This window comes from Bacillus cytotoxicus NVH 391-98 (genome assembly GCF_000017425.1).
In the GTDB taxonomy this organism is placed as follows: domain Bacteria; phylum Bacillota; class Bacilli; order Bacillales; family Bacillaceae_G; genus Bacillus_A; species Bacillus_A cytotoxicus.
In genome coordinates this window covers 720,526-745,750 of record NC_009674.1, presented here as the reverse complement: position 1 = coordinate 745,750, position 25,225 = coordinate 720,526, and the positions used below count along the sequence as shown (strand labels likewise).

At 35.3% G+C, this 25,225-nt stretch carries 26 protein-coding genes; 18 read left to right on the top strand and 8 right to left on the bottom strand.

Features of this window, described 5'->3' with window-relative positions; all coding sequences use genetic code 11:
* Window positions 1–16: 16 nt before the first annotated feature.
* Genes BCER98_RS03745 through BCER98_RS03735 form a run of 3 tightly spaced genes read left to right on the top strand, consistent with a single transcriptional unit; the run spans window position 17 to window position 2,975 of the window.
* Window positions 17–1,120, top strand: coding sequence for an efflux RND transporter periplasmic adaptor subunit (locus BCER98_RS03745; RefSeq protein WP_011983757.1), 1,104 nt, complete (start codon window positions 17–19; stop codon window positions 1,118–1,120).
* Window positions 1,117–1,791: an ABC transporter ATP-binding protein gene (locus BCER98_RS03740; protein WP_011983756.1), complete on the top strand. Its 675-nt coding sequence runs from the start codon at window positions 1,117–1,119 to the stop codon at window positions 1,789–1,791. The genes BCER98_RS03745 and BCER98_RS03740 overlap by 4 nt, the downstream gene beginning before the upstream one ends.
* Window positions 1,792–1,817: 26 nt before the next feature.
* Window positions 1,818–2,975, top strand: a complete 1,158-nt coding sequence (locus tag BCER98_RS03735) for an ABC transporter permease (protein WP_407919000.1) — start codon at window positions 1,818–1,820, stop codon at window positions 2,973–2,975.
* Window positions 2,976–3,015: 40 nt separating this feature from the next.
* Here BCER98_RS03735 and BCER98_RS03730 read toward each other — a convergent pair whose 3' ends face one another.
* Complete coding sequence (locus tag BCER98_RS03730) at window positions 3,016–4,104, bottom strand: DUF871 domain-containing protein (protein WP_011983754.1); 1,089 nt, start codon at window positions 4,102–4,104, stop codon at window positions 3,016–3,018.
* Window positions 4,105–4,424: 320 nt separating this feature from the next.
* Here BCER98_RS03730 and BCER98_RS03725 point away from each other — a divergent pair, with 320 nt between their 5' ends.
* The 4 genes from BCER98_RS03725 to BCER98_RS03710 all read left to right on the top strand — a co-directional run bounded on the left by BCER98_RS03725 (window position 4,425) and on the right by BCER98_RS03710 (window position 9,735).
* On the top strand, window positions 4,425–5,627 hold the full coding sequence (locus BCER98_RS03725) for an MFS transporter (RefSeq protein ID WP_011983753.1): 1,203 nt from the start codon (window positions 4,425–4,427) through the stop codon (window positions 5,625–5,627).
* A 342-nt stretch (window positions 5,628–5,969) separates the two neighbouring features.
* Window positions 5,970–7,625: a Na/Pi cotransporter family protein gene (locus BCER98_RS03720; RefSeq protein WP_011983752.1), complete on the top strand. Its 1,656-nt coding sequence runs from the start codon at window positions 5,970–5,972 to the stop codon at window positions 7,623–7,625.
* A gap of 347 nt (window positions 7,626–7,972) precedes the next feature.
* Complete coding sequence (locus BCER98_RS03715) at window positions 7,973–9,139, top strand: LCP family protein (protein ID WP_011983751.1); 1,167 nt, start codon at window positions 7,973–7,975, stop codon at window positions 9,137–9,139.
* Window positions 9,140–9,294: 155 nt separating this feature from the next.
* Window positions 9,295–9,735: a hypothetical protein gene (locus BCER98_RS03710; RefSeq protein WP_011983750.1), complete on the top strand. Its 441-nt coding sequence runs from the start codon at window positions 9,295–9,297 to the stop codon at window positions 9,733–9,735.
* Window positions 9,736–9,934: 199 nt separating this feature from the next.
* Here BCER98_RS03710 and BCER98_RS03705 read toward each other — a convergent pair whose 3' ends face one another.
* Entirely contained in the window at window positions 9,935–11,347 is a 1,413-nt protein-coding gene (locus BCER98_RS03705; protein WP_011983749.1) for a SpoVR family protein, read from the bottom strand.
* 409 nt (window positions 11,348–11,756) lie between these two features.
* Between BCER98_RS03705 and BCER98_RS22835 the strand changes: the two genes are divergently transcribed.
* Window positions 11,757–11,894 carry a hypothetical protein gene (locus tag BCER98_RS22835; RefSeq protein ID WP_237701317.1) on the top strand — a complete coding sequence of 46 codons (138 nt, stop codon included), beginning with the start codon at window positions 11,757–11,759 and terminating at the stop codon, window positions 11,892–11,894.
* 136 nt (window positions 11,895–12,030) lie between these two features.
* Here BCER98_RS22835 and BCER98_RS03695 read toward each other — a convergent pair whose 3' ends face one another.
* On the bottom strand, window positions 12,031–12,591 hold the full coding sequence (locus BCER98_RS03695; RefSeq protein WP_011983747.1) for a nitroreductase family protein: 561 nt from the start codon (window positions 12,589–12,591) through the stop codon (window positions 12,031–12,033).
* Between the two features lie 275 nt (window positions 12,592–12,866).
* On the opposite strand from BCER98_RS03695, the gene BCER98_RS03690 reads away from it, so the two are divergent.
* The 9 genes from BCER98_RS03690 (at window position 12,867) to BCER98_RS03650 (ending at window position 19,794) form a co-directional block, all read left to right on the top strand.
* The gene (locus BCER98_RS03690) at window positions 12,867–14,378 is read left to right on the top strand and encodes a spore germination protein (protein ID WP_011983746.1); all 1,512 of its coding nucleotides are present in this window, start codon (window positions 12,867–12,869) and stop codon (window positions 14,376–14,378) included.
* Window positions 14,375–15,457, top strand: a complete 1,083-nt coding sequence (locus BCER98_RS03685; RefSeq protein WP_011983745.1) for a Ger(x)C family spore germination protein — start codon at window positions 14,375–14,377, stop codon at window positions 15,455–15,457. The genes BCER98_RS03690 and BCER98_RS03685 overlap by 4 nt, the downstream gene beginning before the upstream one ends.
* 12 nt (window positions 15,458–15,469) lie before the next feature.
* Entirely contained in the window at window positions 15,470–16,570 is a 1,101-nt protein-coding gene (locus BCER98_RS03680) for a GerAB/ArcD/ProY family transporter (protein WP_011983744.1), read from the top strand.
* A 54-nt stretch (window positions 16,571–16,624) separates the two neighbouring features.
* Window positions 16,625–17,122 carry a PCYCGC motif-containing (lipo)protein gene (locus BCER98_RS03675; protein ID WP_041809460.1) on the top strand — a complete coding sequence of 166 codons (498 nt, stop codon included), beginning with the start codon at window positions 16,625–16,627 and terminating at the stop codon, window positions 17,120–17,122.
* Window positions 17,123–17,222: 100 nt separating this feature from the next.
* On the top strand, window positions 17,223–17,471 hold the full coding sequence (locus tag BCER98_RS03670) for a YhdB family protein (protein ID WP_011983742.1): 249 nt from the start codon (window positions 17,223–17,225) through the stop codon (window positions 17,469–17,471).
* A gap of 178 nt (window positions 17,472–17,649) precedes the next feature.
* The gene (locus tag BCER98_RS03665; RefSeq protein ID WP_011983741.1) at window positions 17,650–18,534 is read left to right on the top strand and encodes an LCP family protein; all 885 of its coding nucleotides are present in this window, start codon (window positions 17,650–17,652) and stop codon (window positions 18,532–18,534) included.
* Window positions 18,535–18,664: 130 nt separating this feature from the next.
* The gene (locus BCER98_RS03660; protein ID WP_011983740.1) at window positions 18,665–19,084 is read left to right on the top strand and encodes a disulfide formation protein C; all 420 of its coding nucleotides are present in this window, start codon (window positions 18,665–18,667) and stop codon (window positions 19,082–19,084) included.
* Between the two features lie 12 nt (window positions 19,085–19,096).
* Window positions 19,097–19,507: a thioredoxin family protein gene (locus BCER98_RS03655; RefSeq protein ID WP_011983739.1), complete on the top strand. Its 411-nt coding sequence runs from the start codon at window positions 19,097–19,099 to the stop codon at window positions 19,505–19,507.
* Between the two features lie 71 nt (window positions 19,508–19,578).
* Window positions 19,579–19,794: a DUF1540 domain-containing protein gene (locus tag BCER98_RS03650; RefSeq protein WP_011983738.1), complete on the top strand. Its 216-nt coding sequence runs from the start codon at window positions 19,579–19,581 to the stop codon at window positions 19,792–19,794.
* A 50-nt stretch (window positions 19,795–19,844) separates the two neighbouring features.
* Here the strand turns inward: BCER98_RS03650 and BCER98_RS03645 are convergent, their stop codons facing one another.
* The 3 genes from BCER98_RS03645 to BCER98_RS03635 form a co-directional block, all read right to left on the bottom strand.
* Window positions 19,845–20,117 (bottom strand): hypothetical protein, encoded by a 273-nt coding sequence (locus BCER98_RS03645; RefSeq protein ID WP_011983737.1) that lies wholly within the window; start codon window positions 20,115–20,117, stop codon window positions 19,845–19,847.
* Between the two features lie 92 nt (window positions 20,118–20,209).
* Window positions 20,210–20,971 carry a L,D-transpeptidase gene (locus BCER98_RS03640; RefSeq protein ID WP_011983736.1) on the bottom strand — a complete coding sequence of 254 codons (762 nt, stop codon included), beginning with the start codon at window positions 20,969–20,971 and terminating at the stop codon, window positions 20,210–20,212.
* 172 nt (window positions 20,972–21,143) lie between these two features.
* Window positions 21,144–22,010: an SDR family oxidoreductase gene (locus BCER98_RS03635; protein WP_011983735.1), complete on the bottom strand. Its 867-nt coding sequence runs from the start codon at window positions 22,008–22,010 to the stop codon at window positions 21,144–21,146.
* Between the two features lie 287 nt (window positions 22,011–22,297).
* Between BCER98_RS03635 and BCER98_RS03630 the strand changes: the two genes are divergently transcribed.
* Entirely contained in the window at window positions 22,298–23,599 is a 1,302-nt protein-coding gene (locus tag BCER98_RS03630; protein WP_011983734.1) for an NCS2 family permease, read from the top strand.
* Between the two features lie 145 nt (window positions 23,600–23,744).
* Here BCER98_RS03630 and BCER98_RS03625 read toward each other — a convergent pair whose 3' ends face one another.
* Entirely contained in the window at window positions 23,745–24,599 is an 855-nt protein-coding gene (locus BCER98_RS03625) for a patatin-like phospholipase family protein (RefSeq protein WP_011983733.1), read from the bottom strand.
* Window positions 24,600–24,749: 150 nt separating this feature from the next.
* The gene (locus tag BCER98_RS03620) at window positions 24,750–25,220 is read right to left on the bottom strand and encodes a MarR family transcriptional regulator (protein ID WP_011983732.1); all 471 of its coding nucleotides are present in this window, start codon (window positions 25,218–25,220) and stop codon (window positions 24,750–24,752) included.
* Between the last annotated feature and the right edge of the window lie 5 nt (window positions 25,221–25,225).

The following is a 25,225-nucleotide window of genomic DNA, read 5'->3' as shown; positions in this document are numbered from 1 at the left end:
AAAAGGTGATAAATAAATGAAAAAGAAAAATAAGGTATTCATTACGAGTGTAGTAGCAATTGGAATCGCAGCAGGTTCCTATTTTGCTTTTACTGGAGGCTCTTCTGATGTAGCAATCGCCTATAGTGGTTATAAAGTAACCGAAAAGCAAATTGAAAACACACAAAAATTCGGCGGTGAAGTCATTCCAAATGGGATGGAGACAATTGCATTCGATCCATCAAAAGGAACTTATGAACTAGCTGTCCAAAAAGGCGATGAAGTGAAAAAAGGGCAACTTCTTTTCACGTACAATGACCCTACTATGAAATTAAGTGTTACAGAGGCAGAAATGCAAAAGAAATTAGCTGAAAAAGAAGTAACATTATTAAAGAAACAAATTGATACAGCAAAACAAACATTACAAAAAAACAAAAACGCTGGAGCACCTCAAGAAATGCTAAAAGCGGCAGAAACGGAAGTACAACAGCTTGAATCACAACTTGAAATAAAAAAATTTGAAGTCGAAAAAGCGGAACAAATGATAAAAACAAACAAAGAAAAATTAACTACTCTTTCGGTAACAAGCCCTGTAGATGGTTTCATTGATGAGATTACCAAAAATACGGATGAAAAAACAGGTCTAAACGGGATTACAATTCGTCACACTGGTCCATTAAAAGTAAAAGGACAACTGTCAGAGTTCGAATTAGCTCATGTCAAAGTCGGGCAAGAAGTGACCATTACTTCCAAAACAGTACCAGGAAAAAAATGGACTGGAAAAGTAACAGAACTCTCTTCAACACCGATCAAAAGCATGGATGAAAACAAAACCGTTTCTAATTACCAATTTATTGTTACATTAGATAATAGCGAAGACTTGCAAAATGGATTCCATGTATATGTAACAAATACATCCGGTGCAGCAACTGGCACTGTTATCCCCAAAAGTAGCATTGTGAAAAAAGGGGATAAAAACGTTGTCTTTGTTATGAAAGATGGAAAGGTAAAAGAACAACCAATCACTGTTGAATTCGAAACAGATAGCGAAGCAAAAGTTTCCGGTGTAAAAAAAGGAGAACAAATCGTTTCTAAACCTGATAAAGACTTAAAAGATGGCATGGAGGTCAACACCCAATGATTGAATTAAAAGGCATCACGAAATCTTTTCAAAATGGTGCAGAATCCGTTCAAGTTTTGCACGGTATTGATATCACACTGAACCAAGGTGAGTTTACTTCCATTATGGGACCGTCTGGTTCTGGTAAGTCAACGTTAATGAATGTGATTGGCTGCTTAGATAAACCAACAACAGGTACGTATTTATTGGCCGGTCAAAACATCTCAAATATGTCTGAAACAGAGCTTGCTCATGTTCGCAATAAGGAGATTGGATTTGTATTCCAAAACTTCATGTTACTCCCACGTCTCAGTGCTCTACAAAATGTAGAACTCCCGCTCATTTACGCAGGAGTAGACAAAAAAGAACGCCGAGAACGCGCATTGGTAGCTCTCACAAAAGTTGGGTTAGCAGAACGTGCCACACATTTACCAAATGAATTATCTGGTGGGCAAAAACAACGTGTAGCCGTTGCCCGTGCCATTGTAAATAATCCGAAGTTCATCCTCGCTGATGAACCGACCGGTGCGCTTGATACAAAAACGAGCAAACAAATTATGGATCTCTTTTACGAATTAAACAAACAAGGTTCAACCATTATTATGATTACTCATGATAGAGAGATTGGAGAGGCAGCTGCGCGCCAAATTGTAATTCGTGACGGAAATATCGTTCAAGATTGGAGAGGTTAACATTGAACACAAATGAAAATATACGTATGGCCCTTTCCTCTATCTTCGCTCATAAAATGCGCTCCGTTTTAACAATGCTTGGGATTATCATTGGGGTTAGTGCCATCATTACAATCATCTCAATCGGGGACGGAACAAATGAAAAGTTCCGCGAGCAAATTGGAAAAGAAAAGAAAGACCAATTCTCCGTAAACTATATGACTGAAGATTACTCAGATATGGATGGAAAAGTATCAGCAAGCATGTATGACAATGTATTAAAAATCAGTGGAGTTCAAGATGTATACCCGGATGTAAGTGGAAAAGAAAAAGTATATGCAGGAAAAGAAGAATTAAATCTTGATATCATCGGGGCAAAAGGTGACTATTTTGAAGATTCCTCTAAATTCCATCTCGAACATGGAAGGTTTTTAACCGCTTCTGATTTAGATCGACCAGAACATTCCATTATGTTAAATAAAGAAGCATTTCATAAATTATTTTCTTCATGGAAACCAAACTTATATATAGACATAAAAGGTACACCTTATAAAGTAGTTGGTGTATACTCTAAAGAATCTATGATGGGCGGCATGAAATTCAAAGAAGGTATCATTTCTGTTGAAAATTGGCCTATCCTATTTGGAAAAAATAATTATGATGGCATTACAGTAAAAATAGATCCAGCTCAAGATAAACAAACTGTGCAAGATGCGGTTATAAAATCATTAAATGATGCAAAAAAGCCTGAGTATACAGGAGAATTTAAAATACAAGATCCGCAAGAAGCTTTAAAAGAAATTGATAACTTTACAGGTATATTAAAAAGTGTATTCGGTGGTATTGCAGCCATTTCATTACTTGTTGGCGGCATTGGTGTTATGAATATTATGCTCGTATCTGTAACAGAGCGAACGCGTGAAATTGGAATCCGAAAAGCAATTGGGGCAACGCGTGGAAAAATATTGCTGCAATTCCTTATTGAATCTTGCATTCTAACAGCATTAGGCGGATTCATTGGATTCCTACTCGGTATTTTCTTCGCTTGGATCGTTGCTATGTTTGCTGGATGGCCACTTGTCGTTTCCGTAAAATTAGGAATTATTTCTGTCGCACTTTCTATGCTCATTGGGATTTTATTTGGTTTACTACCAGCTAATAAAGAGGCAAAGCTTGATCCAATCGAGTGTTTACGTTATGAATAAAAAATGGTAGAGAAGATGCTCTCTACCATTTTTTGTATGATCATTTCTTCCATGTAAATCCAAATTTATCCCATGCTTGTAAATAATCGAGTAAGAAAATCTCTTCTTCCACTATACGGCCCACTACGTTTGTCTTTCCTGTATTCACCATATCTTTTAAGGCAATTTGTAATTCCCCTTTATACTGACCGTACTCTTCATTATCGATTAAAATATCGCCTCGTTTAATCGCTCTTGTATGATGCGGTTTAAATTCTTCTTTTTTATATTTCACGCGGCTTTGTGTTGAGCGAATCATATATTCTGATACGTCCCCACGATAGAAATGCGGTTCTTCCAATATAATCTTTCTCTCTAACTCTGTTGTTGTATCATAAATTTCCACATCAAATATTTGCTTTTCTTTATTGATTGCCCCAAGTGCTTTTAGCTCAGCTTCTGATGCGTATGCATTTGCAATAATGACATCATCAATGACCCCTGTTGCAAATAAATGCTTCGCTTGTGTTGTAATTGGTAATTCACGATGTTGTTCGATTGTACATAACCCTTCCGTTACTGGCCACGGACCATATGTTGCATCAAAAGATGTAACAAATGCTGCCGTTCTCATTCCATACTCTTTAAACTGTTTTGAACATTTCATAAAGTGATCATAAGAAAGACCCGAATAGCGATGTGGATAGAAATTATGACAACCAATTAAATTTTCTTTGTTTGGACGATGACTCATAATATTATCAACATATTTTGTACCATTGCTCATATTAATCTCGATTTTTAGCCCATATGGATTATATGTCATAATAGATTCTTCTAATCCTGAAAAACCAACATCTAGCCGAATGCCATATGCACCTAATTTATGGAAAAACGATAAATCATCATAAGAAATACCAAGCTGCTTAAACACTGCTGGACTTATATCAACGAGTACTTGAAAACCTAATTCATTTGCATGAGAAATCGTTTCCTTAAATTCTTTCATAACTGTTTCTTTGTCTCCATCAACGGATAATAAACATGTAAATACTCGTGTAAATCCATACTGATGTGCTAATGTTAAATATTCCTTATCTTTCTCTACTGTAGAATGTTCTGGATAAATAGAAATACCTAATTGTCTCATAAAGTATACGCCTCTTTCTTCATCATAATTGTAAACCTTTACAAATAAATGTAGATGAATAACTATATCCCCTAACCATTTACTACATTTTTGAATCCATTTTCTTTTCCGAAAAACTTCTGTCAATCATAACAACTAGCAGACTATACATCTATACTTTAACTCTTTTTCAAAGAATTGTGTAGTCTTTACACAAATTTGTAAATCTTTTTTATATAAAAAATCATTCCTCTACTTCAGTTCAACTTTCTTGACTGTTACATTGGCCAATACATATACTCGAAGGAACAGAGAAAAATTATAATATAGGAGATGAATATATGGGAGAAGCTGCACTTATAGAGCGAGAATCCTTATGGACAAAAGAATTTATCGCGCTAATTTTCGCTAATTTATGTATGTTCTTAGGTTTTCAAATGTTAATTCCAACGCTTCCTGTTTACGTAAAAGAAATTGGTGGCTCAAGTTCTAATATTGGTTTTGTTGTCGGCATATTTACCGTTGCAGCACTTTTTATTCGCCCCTTAACAGGAAATGCATTGCAGAAGTTTGATAAAAAAATTATTTTAATGACTGGGACTGCCATTTGTTTGCTAGCTATGGGCAGTTATTTGTTTGCTTCAACAGTATTTCTTCTACTAGCTGTCCGGATTTTACACGGAGCTGGTTTCGGTATGACAACCACTACATATGGGACGATTGTCTCTGACTTAATTCCACCTGCTCGCCGCGGGGAAGGAATGGGATATTTTGGTCTGTCTGGAACGATGGCAATGGCACTTGGTCCTCTCATCGGATTATGGATTATGCAAAACTATAACTTTACTATTCTTTTTTTATGTGCACTATCTTGTACTGTTGTTTCTCTCATTTTAACAAAACTATTAAAAATGAAAGAAATGGCAAAGCCACTTCTACAAAAACCCGAGACATTTTTAGATGGTTTTATTGAGAAAAAAGCTTTACTTCCTTCATTATTAATTTTATGTATTACCCTTATGTATGGAGGAATTGGTAGCTTTATTACATTATTTGCTGCACAAGTCGGAATTACTGATATTAGTCTTTTCTTCTTATTTAACGCACTTGCAATCGCTGTAACTCGTCCCTTTTCTGGAAAGTTATATGATGCAAAAGGACATATATTTGTAATCATTCCTGGTGTTTTACTAACTTTTGCAGGAATTATTCTTCTATCGTATACAACAGCGATACCAAATTTAATTATTGCTGCTAGTTGTTATGGTAGTGGATTTGGGGCCATTCAACCTGCCTTGCAGGCATGGATGATTGACCGGGTTTCTCCGCACAGACGAGGTGTCGCTACTGCAACATTCTTCTCTGCATTTGACCTTGGCATCGGTGCTGGAGCAATTCTGTTCGGATTTATTGCCCATTTTACAGACTATGCAACTGTATATCGTTACTCATCCGTGTTGCTAATCGTCTTCCTTTTCATTTACATAACAAATGTAAGAAAAGAAAGACGATTAGGGAAAAGACACGAAAAAGCTGCTGGATAACAGAGGTTCAGCGGCTTTTCTTATTCATTACGATGATATTTTAATTTTGTTGTTACGTTATTGCCAAAGTAACAATATATTTATATATTACTTATTCATTCATATCCTCTTCATAATCTGCATATTTTTCGTATATTGACCTCACAATATGTATAACGCTTCTTCATCATTGTTTTTTACAAACTTACTTTTAAAACCAATTAAATCCAGAAGATTCTTTAAGTAAATGTAAACTTTTTATTCCTTTGTAAATTTAGTGTAAATTTTAACGATAATCCGTTTACAGTCAATCAAGGTTTAGTTAATAATTACACCGTACATGAAATATAAGGAGTGGAATTCGTGGAATTTAATATTCAAGATATGCTCTTCCAATTTATTGGGGGGTTAGGTATTTTCTTATTCGGAATTAAATACATGGGAGATGGACTGCAACAAGCAGCTGGAGATCGTCTCCGTGATATTCTCGATCGCTTCACAACAAATCCACTGATGGGTGTACTAGCTGGTATGTTAGTTACTGTGCTTATTCAATCTAGTTCTGGTACAACCGCTTTAACAGTTGGACTTGTAAGTGCTGGCTTTATGACGTTACGACAAGCCATCGGCGTCATTATGGGGGCAAATATTGGAACAACTGTTACAGCATTTATTATTGGAATTAAAATTGGAGAATATGCTCTTCCTATTATGGCAATCGGAGCAATCTTCCTATTCTTCTTTAAAAATAAAAAAGTACAATCTCTTGGACAAGTCGTATTCGGATTTGGGATGTTATTCTTCGGTTTAGAATTAATGAGTACAGGTATGAAACCACTCCGTTCTTTAGAATCATTCCAGGAGCTAACAGTAAGTATGAGTAATAATCCTATTTTAGGTGTGATTGTTGGTACTGTATTTACTTTAATTGTACAAAGTTCAAGTGCAACAATTGGAATCTTGCAAGAGTTATTCGGGCAAGGAGCAATTGATTTAAAAGCTGCACTTCCTGTATTATTTGGTGATAATATCGGAACGACGATTACCGCTGTTTTAGCAGCAATTGGTACTTCTATCGCGGCGAGACGTGCGGCATTCGTACATGTTATCTTTAATATCGTTGGAACCATTATCTTTACAATCTTATTAATACCTTTTACAAGTTTAATTCAATATTTCCAAACATCATTAAACTTAAATCCTGAAATGACAATTGCCTTTGCACACGGAACATTTAACGTGACAAATACAATAATTCAGTTTCCATTCATCGCTGTCTTAGCTTGGATTGTAACAAAAATCATTCGTGGAGATGATGCTGCTATCGACTGTAAGCCGCAGCACTTAAATCCTATTTTCATTGAACAATCTCCTGCTATCGCTTTAACAGAAGCACAAAAAGAAACGATTCGCATGGCAGAGTTTGCATTACACGGACTAAAAGAAGCGCGCTGCTTTTTAAATACGAAAGAAAAGAAGCACGCGGATATGGCAGCTCAACTAGAAGGGGCGATTAATAATTTAGATCGAAAAATTACCGACTATTTAGTATTGCTGTCTGAAAAGCCTCTTTCGCCAATAGATTCTGAAAAACATTCCGCATTATCATCTGTTGTCGGAGATATCGAACGCATTGGAGATCACGTTGAAAATTTAATCGAGCTTGTAGACTCTCAAATTTCCAATCGAATTACACTATCTACTGAAGCCATGGAAGAACTAAATGAAATGCTAGAGTTAACAGTTTCTACATTACAAGATGCGATCCATGCTTTAACAAACTTTGACACCGAACTTGCTCAAACAGTCATTACGAAAGAACGTAAAATTGATCAAATGGAACGCGTATTGCGTAAACGCCATGTGATGCGCCTAAATGAGCGCAGTTGCTCCGGTGATGCGAGCATTATCTTTGTCGATATGGTAAGTAATTTAGAACGTATCGGTGACCATGCTGTCAACATTGCAGATGGTGTGTTAGGGGAACAAGGAAAATTCTCATTAAGACAAACATTATAAAGACAAAAGAGACGCTTGAATCAGGCGTCTTTTTTGTTTTTACCAAAGTCGCTTTTCTGCTGAATTATATAAAATAGCCCCGTTCCTTCTCTTCTTGGACATATTCCAACAAATTTGACATTCCTATGCTTTTCTCACATTACATATTTTCATTTCACATAAAACCTATTATACTTGTCATATATTCATAAAACATAATAATGACATGCTATATAAATCTGACTTCCCATAAAATAAATTGAATTTTTGCGAAATGTAAATAATTTGTAATGTTCTTTTGCACTAAATTTCATTATAATTAGTTGATATGAGTTTCGTATTTCAATCCAAATGAAGGAGTACATGAAATGGATCAAAACCCATCTTTACAAGAGAATACACGTAGTAATACAAAGAAAAAAGGAAAGAAAAAAACAAAAATTATTATAAGCGCCCTTTTATTATTTTTAATAATAGGAGGAGGTTATACTTGGTTTTTAGTCAATAAAGCATCTTCTGCTGTTCGAAATGCCGCTCACGATTTAGCGCGCGGTAATAAATCAGATTTGCGTGATAAAGCTGTAAAACCTATTACAAATAATGTATCTGTATTAATAATGGGTGTTGATGAAAGCGATGTCCGCGGAAAAGAATACGGTAACGCAATCCGTACTGATGCCCTATTACTAGCAACTTTTAATAAAGATAGTAAAACGGTCAAGCTATTGAGCATCCCGCGCGACACATACACATATATTCCCGTAGAAAAGAAAAAAGATAAAATTACACATGCACATGCATACGGTTCAGCGAAAAACGGGAAAAATGGCGGACCACAAGCAAGTATCGATGCCGTAGAAAAATTACTACATGTTCCTGTCGATTACTTTGTCAAATTCAATTTCAAATCCTTTATGAAAATTGTTGATGATTTAGGTGGCATTAAAGTGGATGTTCCTGTTGAATTCACAGAACAAGATAGTAACGATAATCCAGATGCAATTCACTTGAAAAAAGGGGTTCAAAAATTAAATAGTGAGGAAGCACTTGCACTTGCTAGAACGCGTCATATCGATAGCGACGCAATGCGCGGACAACGTCAACAACTTGTGATTGAAGCAATTTTAAAGAAACTAACAAGCGTTGGTTCAGTTACAAAAGTAGGAAATATTATTGATGATATTAACGGACAATTCGTTACAAACTTAACATTTGATGATATGTTATCATTTTATAAATACGGTTCTGATTCTACACTTGAAAAATTGCAAATTGAAGGAACAGACTGCTACATGGCTAAAGGTGATGACACATGCAGCAAATCTGCTGGTGGTGGTAGAATATATTACTATAAACCAGATGAAAAGAATTTAAAAAGCTTAACAAATGAACTTCGTGAACATCTTGGATTACCTGCATATACAAAGAAAGAGTCAGATAAGAAAAAGCAATCTAACCCTGAAGCAGAAGAAAATCAGGATTCAAATCATAATGAAAATGAAGAAGATACAGAAACAGAGTCTCATAACAATTAATCAAAGCCCCAGCTCTATAGAAATAAAGCTGGGGCTTTATGTATCTATCAACTTAAGAATTCCTAAAATTAAAACTTTTTAAACTATCAATTTTTATATCTTTAAATTATAATAAAAGATAGCAGAATATTTTAATTAACAGGAGGCACATACAAATGAAAGCAGCCGTAAAACATAATATTTCCGACTTTAAAGACTATTTAAAGTCCAATGATATATATATGGAAGAAATCGTTGATGAAAATGATGGTTCCGTACATTTCACAGTAAATTTAACTACAGAAAGTGGCGCAAAAATACACCTAATCGCAGCCTTCCATAATGACCATCCAACTGTAGATATATATTGCTTCAATGTTGCACAATTAGCTGATTCAACATCCAAAAGTGACATTTTATATATGTTAAACGAGCTGAACACATCATATAGATTTGCAAAGTTTACACTGAACAATAGAAATATTATCGATATCTCCACTTCCCTTGCCTTTTCAGAGCCACATTTTAACCCAGCGCTTGTCTTCGAACATGCGAGAATGCTATATCAATTAGCGAATGATGAGTATGAAAAGATTATGAAAGTAATTTGGAACTAAACAAACTTATGTAGGGGCCGTCCAAAACTATAACCTGTGGACAGTCTCTATTTCTCTTTTTAAAACAGCAAGATGGACCAGCTCGTTCATATTTCATGTCAAATCACTAATATTGCTTATGATCCATATAAATGAAAAAGAATGGACAAAAAATGTAAATACAATTGTTTATCCATCCTTTTCATTACATAACTATTCTTCACACATACTTCCGATGCACCATCTTCCCATCATATGAAAAGACAACGCCTTTACTCTCTACAATCGACTCTAAATGCACCGTTCTTCCCCATAGTTGATAAATATATGGCAGTACTTTCTCTAAATATTTTAAATCGAGCTCAATTCCTTCATAACAATGCTTAATATATAGCTCGCCATTCTTTAAATAATCTCCATTTTCTACAACTAGATATGGGAATCCGCCATTTGTCCGCATATTTACAAGCTGATCGCGAACATGTTCCCACTCTTTATCCACTACTTTATACTCTTTCCCTTGGCGTTGGAATAAGTACATATCTTCTCTCATCACTAAGTCCTTATTTAAATAGTTTCTTAAAAATGATACATCCCATTCAATTTCCCGTACTTCAAAGATTTTTTCACGACCTGACCCAGGCTTCACCCCGCGGCGCTTCATCTCTTCGGTCGGGTTATTATAGCGTTCTTCAATATCTTCAAACACTTTAATACCGAGGTAATACGGATTAATGTTCGTTTTAGAAGGTTGCACAACGCCTGCATTTAATTTCGCAAATTCAATCGATTCATCGGATGTTAAATCCATTTCACGGAGTATGCGTTGATGCCAAAACGAAGCCCAACCTTCATTCATGATTTTCGTTTCAAGCTGTGGCCAAAAATAAAGCATTTCTTCCCTCATCATCGTTAAAATATCGCGCTGCCATTCCTCTAGTTCTCGGCTATACTCTTCGATAAATAAAAGCAAATCTTTTTCAGGTCTTGGTGGAATTTTTTTCTTTTTTCTTATTCGCGCTGGTTCTTTCTTTTCATTTTGTTCATCTAATCTCCATAAATCATCGTATTCTGAAACTCGTTTCTTTTCTGCTTCTTCCACATCCTCGATGCTCCATGCTAATTTTGGACGCATGAGCGATGGATCAATATGCTCTTGAATTGCAAGTACAGCATCTAAAAATTTTTCGACCTCTTCTTTTCCATATTTATGCTCATACGCTTTAACACGATCAGCAGTCGCAGCCATGCTTTCCACCATATCGCGCTTCGTATTCGAAAAGCGAATATTATTTTTAAAGAAATCACAATGCGCCAATACGTGCGCCACAATTAATTTATTTTGAATTAAAGAATTCGTATCTAATAAAAATGCATAACATGGATCCGAGTTAATCACAAGTTCATATATTTTACTAAGTCCCAAATCATAATGCAGCTTCATTTTGAAGAACTGTTTTCCAAAGCTCCAATGTGAAAAACGTGTTGGCATGCCATACGCACCAAATGTATAAATAATTTCCGCTGGGCATACTTCATAGCGCATCGGATAAAAATCTAGTCCAAACCCAGTCGCAATCTCTGTAATTTCAGCAATCGCATATTGCAGTGCTTTATCATCACTCGCTCTCATTATTTTCCCTCCTTACACTCTCCCTTAAGAAAGTGTATGAAGGGAAACAAGCTTTCATGAAAACTAAACAAAATTCTCATGCATATCGGAATCATTTCGTTTCCTGAATGTAAACAGAAATTCCTACTATAATATAGAATATTAAAATATACACAATCTCATTCCATATGTATCATAAAGGAGCTGATGATATGAAGTATGGGCTGTTCGCCGAGAACGAGTCCTTTTCTATATTGTTTCGGGACTTGGACTACTACTACCTCATTTATTGCTAGCACTTCCACTATTTCTAGATTCTACATTAACTTCTGTTGACTTTATTATTTTACTCTCGTTAATTATACGAATTAATTTTTTTTGTTTTGGATTATGTCTGATATTCGATATGAATTTAGAGAAGAAACTCTTTATGCACGCTGTGGGCCATTTCGATGCAGCATTCCGTATCCCCCATATGACAAAGGTCAATAAAACAAATGACATGATGCTCGGGTTTCGGTTAGCTGCAACATTAGAAGGGATTGAAATTCACTTTTTAGCAGTTTGAAACTTTCACCACAAAACGAAGAAGCCTTTATTGCACAATTACAGAAAAAATGCCCCAAATTACAAAACAATTCGATTGTAAAATAGGATAGAAAAAGCGACACTATCAATGTGAAGTGTCACTTTTTCTATCCTTATTACTCTTCAATAATATCTAGTTTCTCCACAATCGGTGTGCGCGCTTTTCCTTCTGGCGTTTTATCGAAATAACCGACATGAAGAATACCAATGATGCGCTGTCCCTTTGTTAGTCCAATTCCTTCTATAAATAATGGATTATAAATTAATCCACCTGTTTTCCAAACAGAGCCTAAACCGCGTTCCCACGCAAGCAATTGAAAGTTTTGCATAAATGCACATGTTGCGGCATAATCTTCATCACGCTGAATTTGACGTGGATCTTCATCCATATAAACAACGATTTGAGCAGGTGTGCTTAAGAAACGATCGGATAAAATTTTACCGCGCTTTGCTTTTTCTTCTTCTGTAAAAGAATTTAATACGGCATCTACTAGTTTCTTGCGCCCTTCGCCAATAAATAATTTACAATTCCATGGCTCACGATGTTTATGGTTCGGTGCCCATGCCGCATCATTTAATAATTCAATTAATAGCTCTTTCTCAACTGCTTTATCTATAAATGTACGAATCGATCGCCTTTCTTTCATGACATTTGCAATGGAAGTATATGTAGTCATATTGTTCTCTCCCTTATTTTACTCTATATGTATACGTTTGTTATTGATAGTGATTTTCAATTTCGATTATAACTTAGTTTTCTATCATTAATCAATATTTTATGTTGAAAAGCCATCAAAATCCTGCCCTAAAATAGCGAGAGTTACTATGAATTAAAAAACTTGACATGTTCACAAGTTTTTCATCATAAACATTCTCCTTATTTTACCGTATAATATTTCGCTATCCCCAAAAACTAACGAAAGCAACTTATAAAGGAAAAGAGGTGGATATGATGTTCAAATTTTCATCAAAAAAACAAGGATCGACAAAGAAAAAGACGCCTTGTTCTATTCCTGAATTTATTCATACAATGAAAGAATCTCTTGATTTTGTTTCCTACCCTATTGTACAGGACGAAACACTCTGTCTTTTTTATTACAAAACGGTAGTCGATGCACGCCTCATTGAGCAGTTTATTTTAACACCGCTCAAAAAGCAGTTAAATAAGCTGAAAAATATAACGGATGTAGCAAATAGCATTCCCATGGAAGACATTGTCGTCTCTCCTTCTATTGATGATATTCGTGAAAAATTATTAGCTGGATATGTTCTCATTCAAATGCAAAACCATTCAAAACAATATGTCCTTATACGTGTAGAAAATACATCAATAGGAGCTCGTACATATAACGATACAGAAAATGAGTATAGCGTCATTGGACCTAAAATCGGGCTTGTCGAAAATATTGATATCAATATTCACTTACTACGCAAAAATATTGTAACAGAACAATTAATTTTCAAAGAAATTACGGTTGGATCTATATCCAAAACAAAAGTTGCCGTAGCTTATATAGAAGGCATTACGAATAAACAACATATTCATACTGCTATTCAACGCTTAGAGGGCATTGATTTTGATGTTCCTTTTGACGCAACAATGATTGAGCAATTTATTAGTGATAATAGTAATTCGCCATTTCCCGTTCTACTACCGACAGAGCGACTTGACCGATCTGTATTTGCTTTAATCAATGGACAAGTGCTCATTTTAACAAATGGATCACCTTATGCATTAGCTGGTCCAACAACTTTATTAGATTTCTTTATTTCACCGGAAGATTATTATTTGCCGTGGCTTATTGGCTCTTTTTTTCGGATGATACGTTTTTTTGGTGCGATCTTCTCGTTATTTTCTTCTGCGATTTATACAGCAGTATTAACGTATCATTATCAAATGATTCCGGCAGATTTATTAGGTCCGATTATTTTTTCTCGAGCAAATGTACCTTTCCCACCAATTTTAGAAGCACTTTTTTTAGAAATTACAATTGAGTTATTACGTGAAGCAGGTGCGCGTTTACCAACAAAAGTCGGGCAAACCCTTGGAATTGTTGGTGGAATCGTAATTGGACAAGCTTCTGTTGAAGCAGCTTTAACAAGCACCATTTTATTAATTGCGGTCGCTTTATCCGCTCTTGCATCTTTCACAACGCCAACTGTCAAAATGTCATCTACAATTCGCTTACTCCGATTCCCACTTATCCTTTTAGCTGGTGCATTTGGAGGTCTCGGTCTCATTATCGGATTTGTATTCATTTTAACTCATTTACTTCATTTAAAATCACTTGGATCGCCTTATTTATTGCCGTTATATCCATTCCGTGGTTTAAGTACAGCGAAAGGATTTCTTCGTCTTCCATTTAGTCAAACGGCAAATCGCCCTTCTTTCTTACGCCCAAAGTCACAATGGCGTTATGACGCTAAAAAAGCAAAACAAAAATACGATGGAGAGAAAACATGAGAAGAATATTATCTTTTTTAGTCATTATTTTGCTATGCTCTCAATTCGGATGCGCACAAATGCATACAGTAGATACACAAAGAATGATTCATGCAGCTGGATTTGATATATCAAAAAAACAGGAGTTTCAAGGAACTATTTTATATCCCGAATATACCCATGGTGTAAATACGAAACCGAAAACGCAAACAACGACAGCAATTTCACTCGAAACGATTACGTCTCGTTTGAACGCAAAGTCTCCGCATAATATTGTAGTTGGACAAATGCGTGTCGTCTTATTTGGAAAGTCTTTTGGCACATATGGAATAGGTGAAATAGTGAATAATTTACAGCGCAATCCGAACATTGGTCGCGATGTACAACTCGCTCTTGTTGATGGTTCATCTAAAAAGCTTTTACAGCATGTAAAAACACACGGTTCCTTATATCTTGCTGATTTACTGGAACAAAATGTACGAAATGAAACGATTCCTCGTACAGCTTTAAATTTGTTTTTATATGACTATTACTCAAAAGTACGTGACCCTTTTTTGCCGTATATTTCAATCGATAAAGACCAGGCAGTTTCAGTGAAAGGACTTGCCTTTTTAAAAAAAGATAAAGTCGTCATGTATACGGATAACCAAGGATCCTTTTTAGTCAAACTTCTTATGAATCCAACAAAAAATGGCCACTATGAAGTACCTATTCAAAAAGGGAAACATAAAGGGCTCGTTGTGATTCAAAATTTATCTGGCAAAAGCATCTACCAAGTTAACAATATGGATCATACAGCGAAAGCACGCATTCGTTTAAAGCTAAACGGATTAATCACAAGCTCCCCTAATTGGATGAACTTAACAAATAAAAAAAATATTTCTTTCATTCGAAAACAAGTAGAAAATACGCTAAAAAAACAAGCAGAACAACTCATTCAAGAATTCCAGCAAAAAAACATAGATCCATTAGGTATATGTGATGAAATGAGAAGCCGAACAAGGGAATGGAACATAAAAGAAATTAGAAAGATGTATCCTTCAACAGATATTCATGTTGATGTAAATGTGAATATTGTACAATCTGGCATCGGAGAATAGTGAGGTGATAAGATGAGTACGAAAAGCACTGAAAAAACAAAAACTGTTTCTCCTTATTTCATATTTTTTTTACTACACTCCTTACAAATTGGAGTGGGTATTCTTGGTTATCAACGAATTATTATAAAGAGCGCTGGTCATGACGCATGGATTGCTATCATTATAGCTGGTGCTGCAACTCATATTGTATTATTTTGTATGTTAAAAATGTTAGAGAAAGATGATGATTTAGTTCAGATCCATACAACATGCTTCGGAAAATGGATTGGGTCTTTCTTAACTTTATGTTTCACTTTTTATTTTCTATTATTTTGTCTTACCGTTCTACGGACATATATTGAAGTAATTCAAGTTTGGGTATTCCCTACCATAAAAGGATGGACGTTGACTTTACTTTTTTTACTTGTTACTTACTATGCATTAAAAGGAGGATTCCGCTCTGTAACTGGAATCTGCTTTTGGGGAACTGTATTACCCATTTTCGTTGTTCTTTTTTTAGTTTTCCCACTACAATATGCTCATTTTCGTAACATATTACCAATTTTCATACACTCACCTATTGAAATGTTACAATCAGCTAAAGATTCTTCATTAGAATTTTTAGGATTTGAAGCCATACTTGTTTTTTATCCATTTATTGAAAAAGGAAAATCATTTAAAAAATGGGCTCATGGTGGTATTTTATTTACTACCATTGTATATGGAGTGTTAGCGGCCGTTTCTATTATGTATTTTAGTGAAGGCTTACTAAATCACACCATCTGGCCAACATTAACGATGTTAAAAATTATTAAAGTTCCTTTTATTCAACGATTTGAGTACATTATTATTTTTATTTGGTTACTGATTATTTTACCCAACCTATGCTTAACAATCTGGTCAGCTTGTCGTTCTGTAAAGCGTTCTTTCCATATCTCATTTAAAGTTACACTCCCTTTTTTTATTACAATTGTATTCATCGCCTCTTTATTTTTTACAAATCGAGAAAGTATCAACATATTAAACACCACTTTATCTCAAACTGGAATGTATATTGTATATACATACATTCCCTTACTTTGTATATGGCACTCGATTCGCTGGCGATGGAAAAAGAAAAAAACTGCTCCATAACAGTAGAGAATTTGATACAATTCAATTAATACGTAGCTAAAGGAGGATAAGCATATAAAAAAATATATATTCTCTCTACTTGTAATCATGAGCCTACTCCTTACTGGATGTAGTAGTGCACATGACAAGAAAGTTTCAAGATCAAAAGAAGATCATGCTTCTCACATTGCACAAGGTGACGTGCAAGAAAAAACAAATGGAGTAGAAACACTCCCAACCTTTTTAGACAAGCTAGACCCACAACTAAAAGATATCTATACAGTCGCAGGAAACAACGCCGAATTATTAAGTTGGATTCCTTGTTACTGTGGATGTGGTGAAAATGTGGGACATAAAAGTAATAAAAATTGTTTTATTAAGGAAATAAAACAAAATGGAGAAGTTGTTTGGGACTCCCATGCAACAACATGTGTAAACTGTTTAGAAATTGCAGTCAAATCTGCATCTATGCAGCAAAACGGAAAGTCTCTACTTGAAATTAGAAATTACATCGACAATACATATAAAGAAGGCTATGCAAAACCGACGCCTACACCAATGCCCAAAGCTTAAAAACGAGGAATCCTCTCGTTGTTTATTAGCAAATTCTTTCACGTGTATTTCCACTTATCTTTCACACACTATATGTAACTCCTCGGTAAGGAGGTACACAATGAACACCTACAACGACTACGACAAAGCGCTCTATTACACATATTGTTGTAATTGGGATAAGTTACTTGTTTTAATGGTACAAACAAAAGATCAAATATTTTCAAAACGAATTGAACGCTTTTTACATGCGTATCAATATGGAAAACAATTATCTGAAGTAGATAAACAACTACAACTGTTATTCCAATATATTGACCATGCCTCACAAAAGTCCTATATGGAAGAAATTGAACAGCTACAAATGTAAAGAAAGAGCTTGTCCAAGAAGAATTATTTTTGGACGGGCTCTTTTTACAAGCATTAATTTTACTAACGATGAAGTAACGGGATTGATCGGTTAGTTGCTATCTCATGTAGAAATCGCCAACTTTTTGAATGTTTTTCCACATTCATGTTCATAATACATATATGATTGTGAATTGGACGTGATAACTTTGCGGAAACTGTTATACATATTCCTTTGTACCATTACAGTCTTAACCGGTTGTCAACCAAAGAAAAACATGGATTCATTTCATGGAAAGAAACAAGATAAATATACATACAATCTTCTCATTATCGGCAGTGATTCACGCGACGAACAACATGGGCGTGCGGATACCATTATGATTGCTCAATATAATAAAAAAGAGCATACAGCCAAACTCGCTTCTATTATGCGCGATAGCTATGTAGAAATTCCTACCTATGACAAAAAATATAATAAAATTAACGCTGCCTACTACTACGGTGGTCCAGAACTGTTACGCAAAACAATTCATCACAATTTCGGAATTGACACTTCCCATTACGTAACAATCGATTTTCAAGCGTTTGTTAACATTGTAGATACAATCGCACCAGAAGGAATTAAAGTACATGTCACGCAATCCATTATCGATGACATGAAATTATCTGTAGCACCTGGGATGCAGGCTCTTCATGGAAAAGAATTATTAAAATATGCTCGTTTTCGTCACGATAAAGAGAGTGATTTTGGTCGTGTAAGACGGCAACAAGAAGTACTTCAAGCAGTTAAACGAACATTTACTCGTAAGATGCATTCTCTAGATGGAATGCTTGATATACCAGCAATGGCACAAAAAATCGCACCAGACATCCAAACAAATTTAGATGTACAAACGCTATTTGCAATTCGCAATAGTCTATTATCAACACCAAAAATAGAAACCATGCGTGTTCCTCTTGAGAATGAGTATAATCATGCTTTTATTGAGCATGCAGGCTCCATATTACAAATACATCCCGAAAAAAATAAAGAAGCTCTTCAACGTTTTTTCAACGTCACAAGAGCTGTAAATAACTCATAAAAACAAGGTGGTATACCTTGTTTTTTGTTTTTACTACGATAAATTTTCTTGATAAAAATATTTTTTCTTTATTTTCATGTCCTCTTCATACTATAATTTAGTATGTAACTATTATAAGAGAGGTAAAAACATGGACCGTGAAAAGAAACAAGAATACGCTTTATTGACCGCTTGGGGAGCTTCTTTTATCGCTACACTTGGAAGCTTATATTTTTCTGAAATTATGAAATTCGAACCTTGTGTGCTTTGCTGGTATCAACGTATTTTTATGTATCCATTCGTTTTATGGCTTGGTATAGCTATAGCGAAAAAAGACTATCGCATCGCTTCCTATTCCTTGCCAATCGCAAGTATTGGTGCTTGCATTTCTTTATATCACTATGGAATCCAAAAAATCCCAGCGTTTTCAGAAGCCGGAGCAGTTTGCGGACGTGTCCCTTGTACAGGAGAATATATAAACTGGTTTGGTTTCATCACGATTCCATTTCTAGCATTAATCGGATTTATGACCATCATCATTTGTAGCTTTATAATCATAAAAAATAAATAAGGAGATGAAATCATGAAAAAACTGCTTATATTTGGCGGTATTGTTATCGTTTTATTTGTGGCCCTTTGGGGTGTAAGATTTATGGAAGATAATAGTAAAAAAGATTACTATGCAAACAAGATTACCCTGGAGGAGCTTCGTAAAAATATTACAGACAAAAAAGACCAGACCATTTACTTTTATCAAACAAATTGTGTACATTGTCAAAAGGTGTCTCCTATCGTTGTCCCTCTTGCGAAAGATTTGAATGTTGATATGAAAGTGATCGATATCGAAAAAGAGCCTGATGCTGTTTGGGACGAGTTCAACATTAAAGGGACTCCAACAATCATTCATTATAAAGAAGGAAAAGAAGTAAGTCGCATCAGCGGCGACCCAGGCAAAGAAACCTTTCGTAAATGGTTGAAAGAAACGAAAAAGTAACAAGAAAAGGAAACTTCCGCTATACATGAAATGGATATAAAATCCCACACTACTATATAAGGAGGGGTTTTATGCCAGAAGTACGCTGTTCCGTTTCCAATTGTTCCTTTTGGGGACAAGGCAACTTTTGTCAAGCAACTGCAATCTTCGTTCAGCCTGATGATCAAAATGCAAATCAACCAGGAGATAATTCCTATACAAATGCAGCTTTAACAGGTGAAACATTTGAAAGTGCAGTCACAACAAGCTTTGAAACGTGTTGTCAAACCTTTAAACCAAAATATTAAATCAAAACCCTTCATCGTATGAAAGATGAGGGGTTTTCTTCTGCACTATTTCATATCATAATACTCCCATATTGCCAAGCATCATGCATGAGTATCATGTATAAGATCACAATCACAATTGTTCCCCACAAAGTAATTTCTCGATATGTTCCTTCCTCGCCATCTCTTGCTTCAATAAAAGCCCAAATAAAACCTATCATTAAAAGTAGATCAACATATGGTACATACAGGAAAAAGAACAGCAGTGCATATAAATACACAACAAATAAACCAGTTGTAATTAAAAAAATTTTAAAAGCAAATTCACTATTTCCTTTCTTCATATATCCGCCCCCCAATCTATACTGTATTATATTCAACATATGACAAATTGGGGAAACATTCCAAATAAGCTACCAAAAATTTACGGTAGCTATTATTGAATATTATATTTTCGTTTATATATATTGCTCAAAACGGAATGAGGTAATTGTTCATAGTGAGTCTTCTCTCCTGATTCATCTATCATATAAAAATTATTCCCTATATAATAGTACCCCCTTTTTCGTTGAGAATAGACCGGATATCGCTCATTCGGCAACACTGTCTTTATTTTTGTCAATTGCCCATTTGGTTCTTGCCAATATAAATTCATGCGATCTACAAGCGTCAACATTCCAATTTGATCTTCTTCTACTTTGCGACCGTTCCAACTTACAACGCGGTACCCATACATATGAGCTGCCTGTTCTGGAGATGCATGAAAGCTTGAGATAATTACCTTTGTCTGTACGGATACGCGATCATACAACCATTGTATATCGCGATCATGCATGCGAATACATCCATTGGATTCTCGCCTTCCAATCGTGCCTTCACGATTTGTTCCATGAATTGCATATTCCTTTTCATTTAAGCCGAGCCATCTTGTTCCAAGTGGATTATTAGGAGCACCACCTGGAATTTTTTTTCGATGATACTCTTTATTTTTATATTTATTAATGATGCAAAAGCTTCCTTCAGGAGTTGGTGTACGAGGACTTCCTGTTGTTACCGGAAATGTTCTTACATAATTCCCATTTTCAAAAAAAGATAATTGATTGGTCGTCAAATTAATCAATATGAGATGATCTGTCTCAGCAAGCGTATGAATCGGCAGGCTGAAAAAGAGGATGACTGCTAGCCATAATTTTTTCATCTATATCCCCCCAGTACCACCATATACAATGGTACCATTAGCTTTTGCTATACTGCCGATTCTTATGAATAAAATATGAATACTCTTCTTTCCTTTTTCTTTATCCACTATTTTAGAGAAATAGCAGCCCGATTAGTGAGGGATGAAGCCCCCCACTGATTAAAATTTCACTTTATCCATTTACAATCACTCCACCATTGACATGAATCATTTGTCCTGAGACATAGGTTGAATCTTCTGAAGCTAAATATACGTAAGCTGGTGCCAATTCATACGGCTGTCCAGGTCTCTTCATTGGAACATCGCTTCCAAATTCAGCTACTTTCTTTTTATCAAAACTTGATGGAATAAGTGGCGTCCAAATAGGGCCCGGTGCGACACCATTTACCCGGATTCCTTTTTGCATTAATGACTTTGCAAGCGACCTTGTAAAAGCAACAATCGCTCCCTTTGTCGCCGCATAATCAATAAGTTGCTCATTTCCTTCATATGCGACAATAGATGCTGTATTAATAATAGCATCGCCCTGCTTTAAATGTACTAATGCCGCTTTTGTAACATGAAAATAAGAAAAGATATTAATACGAAATGTTTTTTCAAGTTGCTGCGCAGTAATATATTCTAAACTTTGCTGCGGATATTGCTGCGCGACATTATTGACAAGAATATTGAGACCACCTAATTGAGAAACAGTTTCTTTCACAATTTGCTCACAATGTTGTTCATCACTTACATCTCCTGGAAGCAATATACACTTTGCACCATGTTTCTCTACTAACTTTTTTGTTTCATTTGCATCTTCATGTTCGTCTAAATAAGCAATTGCGATATTTGCCCCTTCTTTTGCAAAAGCAACTGATACCGCTCTTCCAATGCCACTATCTCCCCCTGTAATAAGCACATATTTTCCTTTTAATTTCCCGCTTCCCTTATAGTACGGATTATCATATTGAGGAAGTGGATTCATAAGAGACTCTACTCCCGGTTGTTTATTTTGATGTTGCGGTGGCAATGTTAAAAATGTTTTCTGCTGTGTCATCCGTTCTTTCAACTCCTTCTTACTCTTTTCTTCTTATCATGTACATATCTACTAAAAGTAATTATGTATCAAGTACTTTCACTGCATTTTAAAGAGGAGTCTTACTATCCATCAATAGCGGAAAAAACACGAATTGTATACATCGTTTTATGACTAATATTCGACATCAAAACATAAAATACAAAATGGTATAAACTTTTTTTGTACAAAACTCTTGCAAAAAAACAAAAAACGAATATTATATATAACTGTTGCTAGAATCATTCGTAAACAGAAAGGATGTTTATATGTTTAACCTTTCAAAACATAAAACTTCTATTAAAACTGAAATTATGGCAGGTATAATCACCTTTTTAACAATGGCATATATTATTGTCGTAAACCCTGTTATCCTTGGAGATGCGGGTGTTCCTTTTGAGCAAGCATTTACAGCAACAATTATTGCTGCTATTGTCGGAACATTATTTATGGCCATCTTTACAAACTTACCAATTGCAATTGCTCCAGGTATGGGACTGAATGCTTACTTCTCATACTCGGTAGTAAAAGCACACGAAGGCATGACATTTACAATTGCATTCTCTGCTGTATTTGTGGCAGGTATGATTTTAATTTTATTATCATTCACATCTTTCCGTACAAAATTAATGGAAGTCATTCCGAATAACTTAAAACATGCAATCACTGCTGGCATTGGCTTATTTATTGCTTTTATCGGCTTACGCATGACAGGAATCGTAACAAAACATGACTCTAACTTAGTAGGACTTGGTGACCTTCACTCTGCTCCTGTGTTACTAGCGTTCGCAGGTCTTGGAATTACGCTTATTCTTATGTCCTTAAATATAAATGGTGCTATTTTTATCGGAATGTTATTAACGGGAATAATTGCTTACTTCACGGGACAATTAACATTCTCAAACGGCATTACATCCATGCCTGGATTACCTGAAGGAATTATTGTTTCTAATCCAATTACTGCTGTTTCTGATGTTATCCAATACGGATTGTACGGCGTTGTCTTTTCATTCTTCCTTGTTACATTGTTCGATACAACGGGTACATTACTTGGAGTAGCTCAGCAAGGTGGATTTATGAAAGATGGCAAACTTCCAAAATCAGGACGAGCTCTTCTATCAGATTCTTTCTCAGCAACAATTGGTTCTATGTTTGGAACAACACCATCAACAGCTTACATTGAATCCTCTGCGGGCGTGGCAGCTGGTGGCCGCACTGGTTTAACAACAATTACAGTTGCTGTATTGTTTGTAGCTGCAGCATTCTTCGGTCCTTTAGTAAGTGCTGTATCTGGCGTTTCAGCAATCACATCACCATCATTAATTATCGTTGGTAGCTTAATGATGGGTGCTGTACGTAACATTGATTGGGATGTATTTGATGAAGCATTCCCAGCATTTTTAGTGATTTTAAGCATGCCACTTACATCCAGTATCTCAACAGGGATTGCCCTTGGATTTATTTCATACCCACTTATGAAAATGGCAAAAGGTAAATTCAATGCTGTTCACCCGCTTGTATATATATTTGGAATTTTATTTGCTTATCAATTAATTTTCTTACCACATTAATAAAAACCCTTAGCACACAAAATTGTGAGCTAAGGGTTTTTATTATTTTTTATTATTCTTCATTTCCTTATCAAGTTTAATGACTTAGCCATCAGCCAACAAATTTCGTCATCTCACCAGTGCGAAACAATCATTACAACTACATTTAGTTTTGCAAGAATGCTTGTAAATCTGCAAATTTTCTTTTTGCGTCTTCATATCCTTGCTCATATAAGCCTTGTAGTTTTGTCACATCTTTTTCCATACGATCTACTTGCAATGGCATTTCAGGGCGAATGACAAATAAATTACCTGCTGCCTCTTCTTTTTCAATATAATGAAGTGTTTCGTTATATAATTCATAACGAGTAAGCATAGCACGAACAAGATGCGGATATTTTTTGTAGGCCCTAGCTACAACCCATCCAAACTTTGTTTTTTTCTTTGTATATCCATGATTTCTTGTTAAAATCACAACTGACTTTTTATATCCATCTGTCTGCGCCTTACGAACTGGAATTGGATCAGAGATTCCTCCATCTAATAATTGCTTGCCACGATAGTTTACAATCCGTGCAATAAATGGCAAAGAACTAGACGCTTGCAATAAGTTTAATGCATCTTCGTTCGTTCCTTCTTTTTCAAAATAAACAGGCTGTCCTGTTTCACAATCGGTCGTTCCAACAACGAAACGTTCTGGACTATTAAAATATGTTTCAAAATCAAAAGGAACGTGCTTCTCCGGAATTTCATGAAAAATGAAATCCATATCAAATAGTTGACGCTTTTTTAAAAAGTTCTTATATGATAAATATCTTGGATGTTGTGCGTAATCAATATTTACTACCTTATTTCGATTTCTTTGTCTAGAAAGATACGACGCTGCATGACAAGCACCAGCGGAAACACCAATGACATACGGAAAATATAAATCTTGTTCCATAAAGTATTCAAGTATCCCACCAGTATATACGCCGCGCATACCGCCGCCTTCTAATACTAACCCCGTATTTTCAAGCATTTCTTCCTCTCCTCTTTATATACCTAGACTATTTAATTATTCATATTGTTAAGTATCTCTTTCTATTATATATGAGTAGGTGTAAAAAAACATATTCAAAAGACTTAGCCTCTTTTACTCTTCACATGACAGTTCAAATAGCAGCATTCTTTATTTTGTACGCGTCTCTAAATGTGCTCCTACATCTCTTACAAATCTTTGGATGAACAACAATTCTTCCTCTGTATACTGATTCAAAAGAAAAAGCCATTTCTCCTCAACTTGTTGATGCAACTTCTCATGAGCTCTATAGATTTCATTTCCACTCTCTGTCAAACAAAAGAATATTTCTTTTTGATTATCCAACATTTTCATCTTTTCAACATACTTTTTGTTAAACAGCTTCGTACAAATTTTAGAAATAGCTCCTTTTGTCATTCCCATTTCTTCCGTAATCGCTGTTACATTTATTAAACCTTTGTTTCCAATACATTCAATGACATGTAGTTCTGATAACGACATCTCCCCCACACCTGCCTCCTGAAGAAAACGGGCATGATTATCCTTCATATATTCTTCTTTTTTATGAAAAAGTGTCCGAATGTCCGAAAGTATTTCTCTTTGCTTCTCTGCACGATCCAATCGAT

What these genes read in the sequence shown, in the direction of transcription:
- BCER98_RS03695 (WP_011983747.1), bottom strand. Translation starts at nt 12,591, where the DNA reads ATGACTACATATACTTCCATTGCAAATGTCATGAAAGAAAGGCGATCG.
- BCER98_RS03680 (WP_011983744.1), top strand. Translation starts at nt 15,470, where the DNA reads ATGAGTACGAAAAGCACTGAAAAAACAAAAACTGTTTCTCCTTATTTC.
- BCER98_RS03670 (WP_011983742.1), top strand. Translation starts at nt 17,223, where the DNA reads ATGAACACCTACAACGACTACGACAAAGCGCTCTATTACACATATTGT.
- BCER98_RS03745 (WP_011983757.1), top strand. Translation starts at nt 17, where the DNA reads ATGAAAAAGAAAAATAAGGTATTCATTACGAGTGTAGTAGCAATTGGA.
- BCER98_RS03655 (WP_011983739.1), top strand. Translation starts at nt 19,097, where the DNA reads ATGAAAAAACTGCTTATATTTGGCGGTATTGTTATCGTTTTATTTGTG.
- BCER98_RS03660 (WP_011983740.1), top strand. Translation starts at nt 18,665, where the DNA reads ATGGACCGTGAAAAGAAACAAGAATACGCTTTATTGACCGCTTGGGGA.
- BCER98_RS03635 (WP_011983735.1), bottom strand. Translation starts at nt 22,010, where the DNA reads ATGACACAGCAGAAAACATTTTTAACATTGCCACCGCAACATCAAAAT.
- BCER98_RS03625 (WP_011983733.1), bottom strand. Translation starts at nt 24,599, where the DNA reads ATGCTTGAAAATACGGGGTTAGTATTAGAAGGCGGCGGTATGCGCGGC.
- BCER98_RS03740 (WP_011983756.1), top strand. Translation starts at nt 1,117, where the DNA reads ATGATTGAATTAAAAGGCATCACGAAATCTTTTCAAAATGGTGCAGAA.
- BCER98_RS03630 (WP_011983734.1), top strand. Translation starts at nt 22,298, where the DNA reads ATGTTTAACCTTTCAAAACATAAAACTTCTATTAAAACTGAAATTATG.
- BCER98_RS03735 (WP_407919000.1), top strand. Translation starts at nt 1,818, where the DNA reads ATGGCCCTTTCCTCTATCTTCGCTCATAAAATGCGCTCCGTTTTAACA.
- BCER98_RS03685 (WP_011983745.1), top strand. Translation starts at nt 14,375, where the DNA reads ATGAGAAGAATATTATCTTTTTTAGTCATTATTTTGCTATGCTCTCAA.
- BCER98_RS03640 (WP_011983736.1), bottom strand. Translation starts at nt 20,971, where the DNA reads ATGAAAAAATTATGGCTAGCAGTCATCCTCTTTTTCAGCCTGCCGATT.
- BCER98_RS03645 (WP_011983737.1), bottom strand. Translation starts at nt 20,117, where the DNA reads ATGAAGAAAGGAAATAGTGAATTTGCTTTTAAAATTTTTTTAATTACA.
- BCER98_RS03705 (WP_011983749.1), bottom strand. Translation starts at nt 11,347, where the DNA reads ATGAGAGCGAGTGATGATAAAGCACTGCAATATGCGATTGCTGAAATT.
- BCER98_RS03690 (WP_011983746.1), top strand. Translation starts at nt 12,867, where the DNA reads ATGTTCAAATTTTCATCAAAAAAACAAGGATCGACAAAGAAAAAGACG.
- BCER98_RS03710 (WP_011983750.1), top strand. Translation starts at nt 9,295, where the DNA reads ATGAAAGCAGCCGTAAAACATAATATTTCCGACTTTAAAGACTATTTA.
- BCER98_RS03650 (WP_011983738.1), top strand. Translation starts at nt 19,579, where the DNA reads ATGCCAGAAGTACGCTGTTCCGTTTCCAATTGTTCCTTTTGGGGACAA.
- BCER98_RS03715 (WP_011983751.1), top strand. Translation starts at nt 7,973, where the DNA reads ATGGATCAAAACCCATCTTTACAAGAGAATACACGTAGTAATACAAAG.
- BCER98_RS03730 (WP_011983754.1), bottom strand. Translation starts at nt 4,104, where the DNA reads ATGAGACAATTAGGTATTTCTATTTATCCAGAACATTCTACAGTAGAG.
- BCER98_RS03725 (WP_011983753.1), top strand. Translation starts at nt 4,425, where the DNA reads ATGGGAGAAGCTGCACTTATAGAGCGAGAATCCTTATGGACAAAAGAA.
- BCER98_RS22835 (WP_237701317.1), top strand. Translation starts at nt 11,757, where the DNA reads ATGCACGCTGTGGGCCATTTCGATGCAGCATTCCGTATCCCCCATATG.